The sequence below is a fragment of the Microcystis sp. LEGE 08355 genome (assembly GCF_015207185.1).
In the GTDB taxonomy this organism is placed as follows: Bacteria; Cyanobacteriota; Cyanobacteriia; order Cyanobacteriales; family Microcystaceae; genus Microcystis; species Microcystis panniformis.
This window is the reverse complement of record NZ_JADEXI010000178.1, coordinates 1-8,091: the sequence shown is the minus strand read 5'-3', so window position 1 is coordinate 8,091 and position 8,091 is coordinate 1. Positions and strand designations below refer to the sequence as shown.

Annotated in this window: 9 protein-coding genes and 1 pseudogene; 7 read left to right on the top strand and 3 right to left on the bottom strand. The window is 44.6% G+C overall.

Annotation, left to right across the window (positions count from 1 at the left end; translation table 11 throughout):
- Both IQ242_RS11030 and IQ242_RS11025 read right to left on the bottom strand, forming a co-directional pair.
- Positions 1 to 1,306, bottom strand: a 1,306-nt coding sequence (locus IQ242_RS11030) for a serine/threonine-protein kinase (protein ID WP_193960004.1), incomplete at its 3' end; no start/stop codon positions are given.
- A 90-nt stretch (positions 1,307 to 1,396) separates the two neighbouring features.
- Complete coding sequence (locus tag IQ242_RS11025; RefSeq protein WP_193960003.1) at positions 1,397 to 2,203, bottom strand: molecular chaperone DnaJ; 807 nt, start codon at positions 2,201 to 2,203, stop codon at positions 1,397 to 1,399.
- A 264-nt stretch (positions 2,204 to 2,467) separates the two neighbouring features.
- Here IQ242_RS11025 and IQ242_RS11020 point away from each other — a divergent pair, with 264 nt between their 5' ends.
- The 6 genes and pseudogenes from IQ242_RS11020 (at position 2,468) to IQ242_RS11000 (ending at position 5,075) form a co-directional block, all read left to right on the top strand.
- Complete coding sequence (locus tag IQ242_RS11020; RefSeq protein WP_002757405.1) at positions 2,468 to 3,217, top strand: NYN domain-containing protein; 750 nt, start codon at positions 2,468 to 2,470, stop codon at positions 3,215 to 3,217.
- Between the two features lie 200 nt (positions 3,218 to 3,417).
- Positions 3,418 to 3,558 carry a DUF433 domain-containing protein gene (locus IQ242_RS11015; RefSeq protein WP_228020932.1) on the top strand — a complete coding sequence of 47 codons (141 nt, stop codon included), beginning with the start codon at positions 3,418 to 3,420 and terminating at the stop codon, positions 3,556 to 3,558.
- Positions 3,559 to 3,939: 381 nt separating this feature from the next.
- On the top strand, positions 3,940 to 4,167 hold the full coding sequence (locus tag IQ242_RS11010) for a hypothetical protein (protein WP_110543837.1): 228 nt from the start codon (positions 3,940 to 3,942) through the stop codon (positions 4,165 to 4,167).
- Positions 4,164 to 4,394 (top strand): annotated as a pseudogene (locus IQ242_RS27095) (hypothetical protein). The gene IQ242_RS11010 and the pseudogene IQ242_RS27095 overlap by 4 nt, the downstream one beginning before the upstream one ends.
- Before the next feature lie 256 nt (positions 4,395 to 4,650).
- Positions 4,651 to 4,854, top strand: coding sequence for a type II toxin-antitoxin system HicB family antitoxin (locus IQ242_RS11005; RefSeq protein WP_193960002.1), 204 nt, complete (start codon positions 4,651 to 4,653; stop codon positions 4,852 to 4,854).
- Positions 4,851 to 5,075: a type II toxin-antitoxin system HicA family toxin gene (locus IQ242_RS11000; RefSeq protein ID WP_002776495.1), complete on the top strand. Its 225-nt coding sequence runs from the start codon at positions 4,851 to 4,853 to the stop codon at positions 5,073 to 5,075. Before IQ242_RS11005 ends, IQ242_RS11000 begins: the two co-directional genes overlap by 4 nt.
- Positions 5,076 to 5,175: 100 nt before the next feature.
- On the opposite strand, the gene dusB is transcribed toward IQ242_RS11000, so the two are convergent.
- Positions 5,176 to 6,183, bottom strand: a complete 1,008-nt coding sequence (gene dusB, locus IQ242_RS10995) for a tRNA dihydrouridine synthase DusB (RefSeq protein WP_193960001.1) — start codon at positions 6,181 to 6,183, stop codon at positions 5,176 to 5,178.
- Positions 6,184 to 6,383: 200 nt separating this feature from the next.
- Between dusB and IQ242_RS10990 the strand changes: the two genes are divergently transcribed.
- Complete coding sequence (locus IQ242_RS10990; protein WP_193960000.1) at positions 6,384 to 7,958, top strand: glucose-6-phosphate isomerase; 1,575 nt, start codon at positions 6,384 to 6,386, stop codon at positions 7,956 to 7,958.
- Positions 7,959 to 8,091: the final 133 nt, after the last annotated feature.

The following is an 8,091-nucleotide window of genomic DNA, read 5'->3' as shown; positions in this document are numbered from 1 at the left end:
CTTGAGGACTTGGCTCTGTTTCAGGAAGGGGAACAGGAATAGGAATTACTTCTTCTGGGGTGGGACTAGGAGTTAATTCTGGAGTCGCTTCTGGACTAGGAATCACCTCTGGGGTAGGAGTCGGGGATGGAGTGGGAGTCGGGGAATAAATGGGAGTCCGTTGACGAGAAGGTCGTCGGATAGGGGGAAAATCTTGGGAGGGAGGAGGAATGATTTCAGGACTAGGAGAAGGTTCGGGGGTTGGTGCTGGTTCAATTTCCTCATTTTTGGGTAAAAGAGCCATAAATCCCCGATATCCTAGGGCAAAAGCTCCAATTGTCACCGCAAAAATCAGCAAAATCCACAGCCAAGGATTCTTTTTTTCCCCAGAATTGGGTTGAATAACCACAGTGGGGGAGACGGTTGGTTTTGGGGGTGTAGAGGACTTTAATCGGGGACTATGGGGAGAAACCGCGATAGTTGGTTGGGTGGACAAATCCGGGGATATTTCTGCCAAAGCTGCCAACATTTCCCTGGCAGTAGCAAACCGATCGCGGGGATGAAAACGGATCGCTCGATCGATTACCATAGCTAAATTAGGATTAACATTTTCTGCCTCCTGTCGCCAGAGAATTTCCCCCGTGCGCGAGTCAGTTTCTAGATATTGGGGAGTTTTTCCCGTTAATAAAAAAATCGCCGTTAAGCCTAGGCTGTAAAGGTCACTAGAAAAGACCGGTCTCCCGGCAGCCTGTTCCGAAGCCATATAACCGGGGGTGCCAAGGGCGATCGAATAGGCACTTTTTCCCGTAGGATCGAGTAAGGTGGCGACTGCCTCTTTCATTACCCCAAAATCGATTAAAATGGGCAAATTATCACTATTTCTTAAGATAATATTATCGGGTTTCACATCCCGGTGAATAATGCGGCGACTGTGAATAAAATCAAGAACAGGCAGCAAATTCTCTAAAATCGTCCGCACTGCTGAGGAGGATAAATTTCCCTGTCGTTGCTGTTTTTGGGTTAGTGTCTCCCCTTCAATCCACTCCTGCACCAGATAGAAGTGATTATCTTGGGCAAAATAACCGTATAAACGGGGTATTTGGCGATTTTGCTCCCCCAATTCCTCTAAAACGCTTGCTTCTTTCTGAAAACGTTCTTTTAACCATTCTGGCATCTCCTCACTTTGAATAGCTGGCTGCAATTTTTTAATCACACAGCGCCGTTGAGAAGGCATATTCGTATCGATAGCGATATAAGTTTCCCCAAATCCCCCCCTAGCAAGGATACTAACAATTTGGTAGCGATTGTTTAAAAGCACTAGATTCATTACCCTGAGAGTGCAAGCGTGGTCATAAATTGTTCCTAGACTAACATTCTTTCGTTAAGGAAAAAGTCAAGGGAAAAACTAGAGTAGAGTCTAAGGAATCCAGCGACGGATTTTCGTCCACAAAGGTGCATTATCTTGACTGCTCATCTCCTGAAAACTTTGATAATTATTCTCAATCCGGCTAGTGGTGCTAAAAGGAGTAATCCCCAAAACTCGCCACCAAACGGGATTAGGCGACTCCATAATCATCACGGCCAAGGAACGAGGCGAAGGATAGAGAATTTGGGCGATTAATGACCAATCTGCTCCATAACAGAGCCGATAAACCGCTTTAACCCGCTCTTTTCCCAACTGTTGACAAGCTTGTAAATGCCATTGACGAAAATCCCTCCGCATCTGCTGATGAGTTCGCAAATCTCGCCGGGCAAATCTGCCCTCAGCTAGTTTATTAGTCCCGATAGTGTTAAAGTTACCATTAGCGATCGCTTTTAGATCCCAGTAAAGATGATAAAAAGGATCTTGACCCAAGGCCAGACTTTCCAGAATTTCCTTAGCGTAACCTCTAGCCGGATTTAACCGCAATAATTCCCGTAATTCCCGACAAAACTGCTCATTTTCTGGCATACTGCGCCATTGCCAATAATTAACATCCGGTTTTGCCAGAGACTGCCTATATACACTGCGCCACACCTGCGGAACAGTACAGGCGATCGGGGTAGCCAAGGGAGTAGCCAGGGGACAAAATTGACCCTTTAAAGAGCTTTCAGGAGCATCTTCCAGCAAACAAGCAAGATGATAGGCGGGATGACTACGGGGCTTTTTTTGGGGGCTAATAAACCAAAAAGTCGTTAAAATGAGAATTAGGTACAAGAGTAGAGAAAGAATTTGCTCCGCCATCGCAACTTTATAGTTAGTCTGCTCAGTTACCTGAAGAATTATAATTCGTGCTATGGTCGCTGAAAAGTTCTTTGTATCTCAGCTGATTGTCAGGAATCTACAAAACGGGGTGATATGTCGAAAGTTTCCATATATTCCTACTTTGGTTATTCGGAAAGTTTCTGTATAATTAATAGTTAGATGGCTTAGGTTATAGGTTGGGGCATACTTGAAAAGTCTCTGTTCGAGTTCAAAAATTAAAGTGATCAGCACACCTGGAGCAATATGCTGCAATCAGAATCAAAAATTGCACTGCTAATTGATGCAGACAACGCCCCGGCATCAAAAATTGAGGCGATCATCTCTGAAATTGCAAAGTATGGAGTTGCCAATATTCGTAAGGCTTACGGAAACTGGAAAAGTCCTGCGCTGAAAGCTTGGGAGGAGTGTTTGCACGAATACGCTATTCGCCCCGTCCAACAGTTCGACTATACGAAGGGCAAAAATGCTACTGATGCTGCAATGATTATTGATGCAATGGATTTGCTGTATACACAACAGTTGGATGCTTTTGCAATCGTGTCGAGCGATTGTGACTTTACTCCTTTAGTGATGCGAATTTTGACAAATGGCTTAAAAGTTTATGGATTTGGCGAGAAGAAAACACCCTTGCCTTTTGTTTATGCGTGTTCAACATTTTTATACCTAGAAACTATTGATCAAGCAGTAAATTCTGAGGAGACTTCCAAAGTTTCTGCAAGTGTGAAGAAAACTGGTAAAGAGTTGAAGCAAGACACCAAATTAATCAGTTTATTGAGGGGCGCGGTTTCTAGCACTCTAGACGATGATGGTTGGTCGAATTTGGCAGAGATTGGCGGACACATAGCAAATCAGACATCTTTTGACCCACGCAACTACGGATATGCAAAGTTAAGTGGCCTGTTCGAGGCTATTGACTTATTCGAGATTCAGCGAAAAAATAAGGCAGTCTTCGTGAGGAGCAAGCAAAAGAATGGCACTACCCCAAAAACGTAGTGCAGATCTAGTAGAGTGCGTTCCCTAATGCAAGTCCTACCGCTCCAGTGATCAATTTTAAGGAAACCCAACATCCTTACCTGTGACTATGAAAGGGTATAATAAGTTGACTTAAGGTCATCAAAGAGGTAATACCATTTTTCTTTATTCGCGTCACAACGAATGAAGGTTTGGCAAGCATTCGAGCGTGGATGTCTGTCATGGATTTAGAAATTTGGTATAACAAAACTTTAATGGAAAGTCGTATCCATATCCATCCAGATATTTGTAATGGAAGACCTGTTATAGCTGGAACTCGAATTCCGGTGCAAACAGTTATGGAATTTTTGGGAGCAGTATGATCGCTATCGCTGTAGGGTGCGTTCCCTCATGCGAGTCCTACCGCTCCAGCGATCGATTTTGGGGAACGCACCATGCACATTGATTCAAGTAAATGATAATAATCTAAAAACGTCTAGGCACAGTGATCGATGGGAGTGCGATCGCTTATGATCGAGTTGTAAATTTTTGTTACGAAGTGCAGTCAGATTGAACAATTGGTGCTGAAATCTTGGGGAAAAGCTGATGTTATTTCCGCTGATTGTCAGGAATCTACAAAACGGGGTGATATGCGGAAACTTTCGGCATATCCTTACTCTCCTTATTCGGAAAGTTTCTGGATAATTAATAGAGAGTAGAAAAAGTAGTAAAATAGTCCAATACGCGTAAAACATGAACAAAACATGACTACTCTGTTGCAAAAAGCATTCACAGAAATCCAGAAACTGCCAGAGCATCTTCAAGATGAACTTGCTCAACAATTGCTAGAAGATATTGAAAGTGAATTAAAATGGCAGCAAAGCCTTTCTAACGAAGATATGGAATTGGGAGCTTTAATAACAATGGCACAGGAAGCCCTGATAGAAGAACAAGAGGGGAGAACAGAAGATAAAGGCTTTGGGGAAGAATGAAGTCAGCCAGAACCAAGAGGTTTCGTCAACTTTTTCTCAGTTTGCCGCAAAGGGTACAAGAAACAGCCAAGAAAAATTAGGAGATTTGGCAAGAAAATCCATTTCACCCCAGCCTAGAGTTCAAAGAAGTGAAACCAAGAGAAAAAATCTGGTCAGTCAGAGTCGGCATTGGATGGCGAGCATTAGGGATTAAAAAGTCAGACGAAGAAAAGATAGTTTGGTTCTAGGTTGGGTCGCACTCCGAGTATGACAAGATTCTAGGCAAGAATTAGGAGCGATCTAACCAATCACTTATGATCAAAAACAGGTCATTGAACGTTGAGGAAATACCGTGAACATCAGCCTGATATTGCTTTTGGGCATAATTAACCCTTGGCACTTTCAACGTGAACCACTATCGAGTCATCCCGGGCTTGAGCATTGATTATGCTTGTGGAGTCCATCTGTTATCATCTTGGGTAGTTCTCTAAGGATTTAGTCCCTATGAAATGGCGAGTGATACTTGAACCCGATCCCGATACAAACGAATGGGCAATTTGGTGTCCAGAACTGCCCGGATGCACATCTGCTGGTACTACACAAGAGGAAGCTCTCAATAATATACGCGAAGCGATCGAGCTTTATTTACAACCTGATGCTATCGACCTTCTACCCGGAGCAGTAATCCGTGAGGTTATGGTGGGATGACTCGACTCAGGAGAATGAATGCTGACGAGGTTGAGCGCATATTACGCAAGTATAACTTTGAACTGATCTCTCAGAAGGGTAGTCATAGAAAATGGCGTGGCAGGGATCAAGATACTCAAGTTATCGTACCTTACCATCAAGGGAGAGATTTACCTACTGGAACATTGCGTAACATCATGATTACAGCCATGATCCCAGAGGGAGAGTGGAAATCTCCATAAACTTCATCTAAAGTTCATCTGTCTAACCAATCACTGCACCGTACCGAGAGTTAGACTAATAATATCATTCAAGGTTGATGATAACGGGTCAGTTCAACCGTTATCTGTAAATATTCTCGTTTTCAAGGTTTAATTGGGCAATAGCTCCATCAATTAAATCATAGCCCTCCCCCAGAGATTCGATGCGCGAAAACCGATCGCGCCAAACCGCCGCACCAGTAAAATCCTGACAATACCAAGCCAGATGTTTCCGCGCTTGCCAAATACCGCGTTGTCCCTTGTATAGCCATAGCCCCTGTAAATGCTCTTTAGCTAGGTTTAACAGGTCAATAGAGGTGGGTTTCGGCAACTTTTTGCCTGTTTTGAGGTAATAATCGATTTCCCCCACCAAATAGGGATAACCGAGGGTTCCCCTGGAACACATCACCCCATCGGCCCCGGTAAATTCCAAACAATTAATCGCCGCTTCCACAGAAACAATATCACCATTGGCAATGACAGGAATCGATAAAACCTCCTTCACCCGTTTAATCCATTGCCAATCGGCTGGCCCGTGATAACCCTGTTCCCTAGTGCGTGCGTGCAGGGTCAACATTTGCGCTCCCGCATCTTCCAAACGACGGGCAAAATCGATAATATTAATCTCTTGAGCGTTCCATCCCAAGCGAGTTTTCACCGTTACCGGCACCGATACCGCTCTCACCACTTCCCTAACAATTTGCTCGGCAATTTCTGGCTGTCGTAAAAGCGAAGAACCGCCGCCTTTTTTAGTAATTTTATTAACAGGACAACCCATATTAATATCGATGGTCATCGCTCCTTCTTTAACCGCTTTTTCCGCCGCCACAGCCATAAAATCGGGACGGCAATCAAATAATTGCATACTGATTGGTTGTTCTTTGTCCCCGATAACCATCAATTGCGGTAACTCTTGCAGCTGGGAGATTTCTGTCGCGTTGACCATCTCCGTATAGAGCATGGAATCGGGAGCAAAGCGTCTCACCAAGCGCCGAAAAACTAAATCGGTGACACCAGATAAAGGTGATTGCAAGACGCGGCTATGCACTGCTAAATTACCGATTTTGAGAGGGGATGAGTAGATAGCCATAGAAGCAGTTAAAAAATCAACAGCCAACACCAGCAAACCGAACAATTAGGGGATAGTTCCGTCACTGTTAACATTTTGCCAACCCCATAATATATGCTTAACCGTCAACTTCTAGTCTAAAACTACCTGTATGATGATTGGAGAGGATAGAATCTTATCTCTCCTAAACGAGTAATTAAACAAAAATTTCGCTTTTTTTTATGGATAATCTGCAACTCTGGCAACGTTACCAAGATTGGTTATACTATCACCCTAACCTAGAACTTTATCTCGATGTCAGTCGGATTCCCTTCGATGAGGCTTTTCTCAAAGGTCTAGAAGCAAAATTCGAGCGTGCTTTCCAAGATATGGCAGCCTTAGAACAGGGTGCGATCGCCAATCCCGACGAACAGCGTATGGTCGGCCACTACTGGCTGCGCGCTCCTGAACTCGCTCCTAACCAGGAATTGCGGGCCGAAATCACCGAACCCATAGCACAGATCAAAGAATTTGTCAAGAAAATTCACTCCGGAGCAATTAAGCCGCCCAATCGGTCAAAATTTAGCCATATTCTCTGTGTAGGCATCGGGGGGTCTGCTTTGGGTCCCCAATTCGTCGGTTCGGCTCTCTCCCCCCTTAATCCCCCCTTAGAGATTGCTTTTATTGATAATACCGACCCCAAAGGCATCGATCGCACCTTAGCCCATTTACCCCTAGCTACCACCCTCGTTATCGTCACCAGTAAATCCGGCGGCACTCCCGAAGCGAGAAACGGAATGTTAGAAGTCCGCAACGCTTACGAAAAACAGGATTTAGACTTTCCGCAACACGCGGTCGCCGTCACCATGCCGGGTAGCCAACTGGACAAATACGCCCAAGATTGGCTAACTCGTTTCCCCATGCAGGATTGGGTCGGTGGTCGTACATCAGAACTATCCGCCGTCGGTCTTCTCCCGGCCGCTTTGCAGGGTATCGACATTGATGAAATGTTAGCCGGGGCCAAAGAAATGGACATCGCCACCCGCGTCCATAACCTGAAAAAAAATCCTAGCGCCCTACTGGCTCTAGCTTGGTATCATGAGGGCAATGGCAAGGGAGAGAAAGATATGGTGATTCTGCCCTACAAAGACAGTCTCTATCTCTTTAGCCGCTATCTGCAACAATTGGTCATGGAGTCCCTCGGTAAAGAAAAAGACCTCGATGGGAATAAGGTTTACCAAGGTATCGCCGTCTATGGTAACAAAGGTTCCACGGACCAACACGCCTACGTCCAACAATTACGCGAAGGTGTCCCCAATTTCTTCGCCACTTTTATTGAAGTATTAAAAGACCGACAAGGAGATTCCATCGAAGTGGAAACCGGCTCCACTGCTGGCGATTTCCTCTCAGGATTACTGCAAGGTACTCGACAAGCTTTATACGAAAATAGTCGTCACTCTATCACTATCACGATCCCAGAGGTTACTCCCCGTCAGGTGGGGGCCCTAATCGCCCTCTACGAACGAGCCGTTAGTTTCTATGCTAGTTTAGTTAACATTAACGCCTACCATCAACCCGGGGTAGAAGCGGGGAAAAAAGCCGCCGCTTCCATTCTGGATTTACAAAGAAAAATCGTGCAAGTTGTTCGGGGAACGGGGACTTCTCTTGACCTAGCCACTCTAGCGGCCAAAATCGGTGCTAGTGACCAAGTTGAAGCTATCTATAAAATCGTCCGTCATCTCAACGCTAATCAGCGCAGTTTAACTATTACCGGCGATTTAAGCAAACCAGAAACGATCCAAATCTCTGCACGCTAATCAGTTATCAGTTATCAGTTATCAGTTATCAGTTATCAGTTATCAGATGTAAGTTTTAAGTTAATTAGGGTTTGCTGAATAAATCTAAAAACCTTGTTGGATAAGACTTTTGGACTTTTTTCCCCTCAAAAAG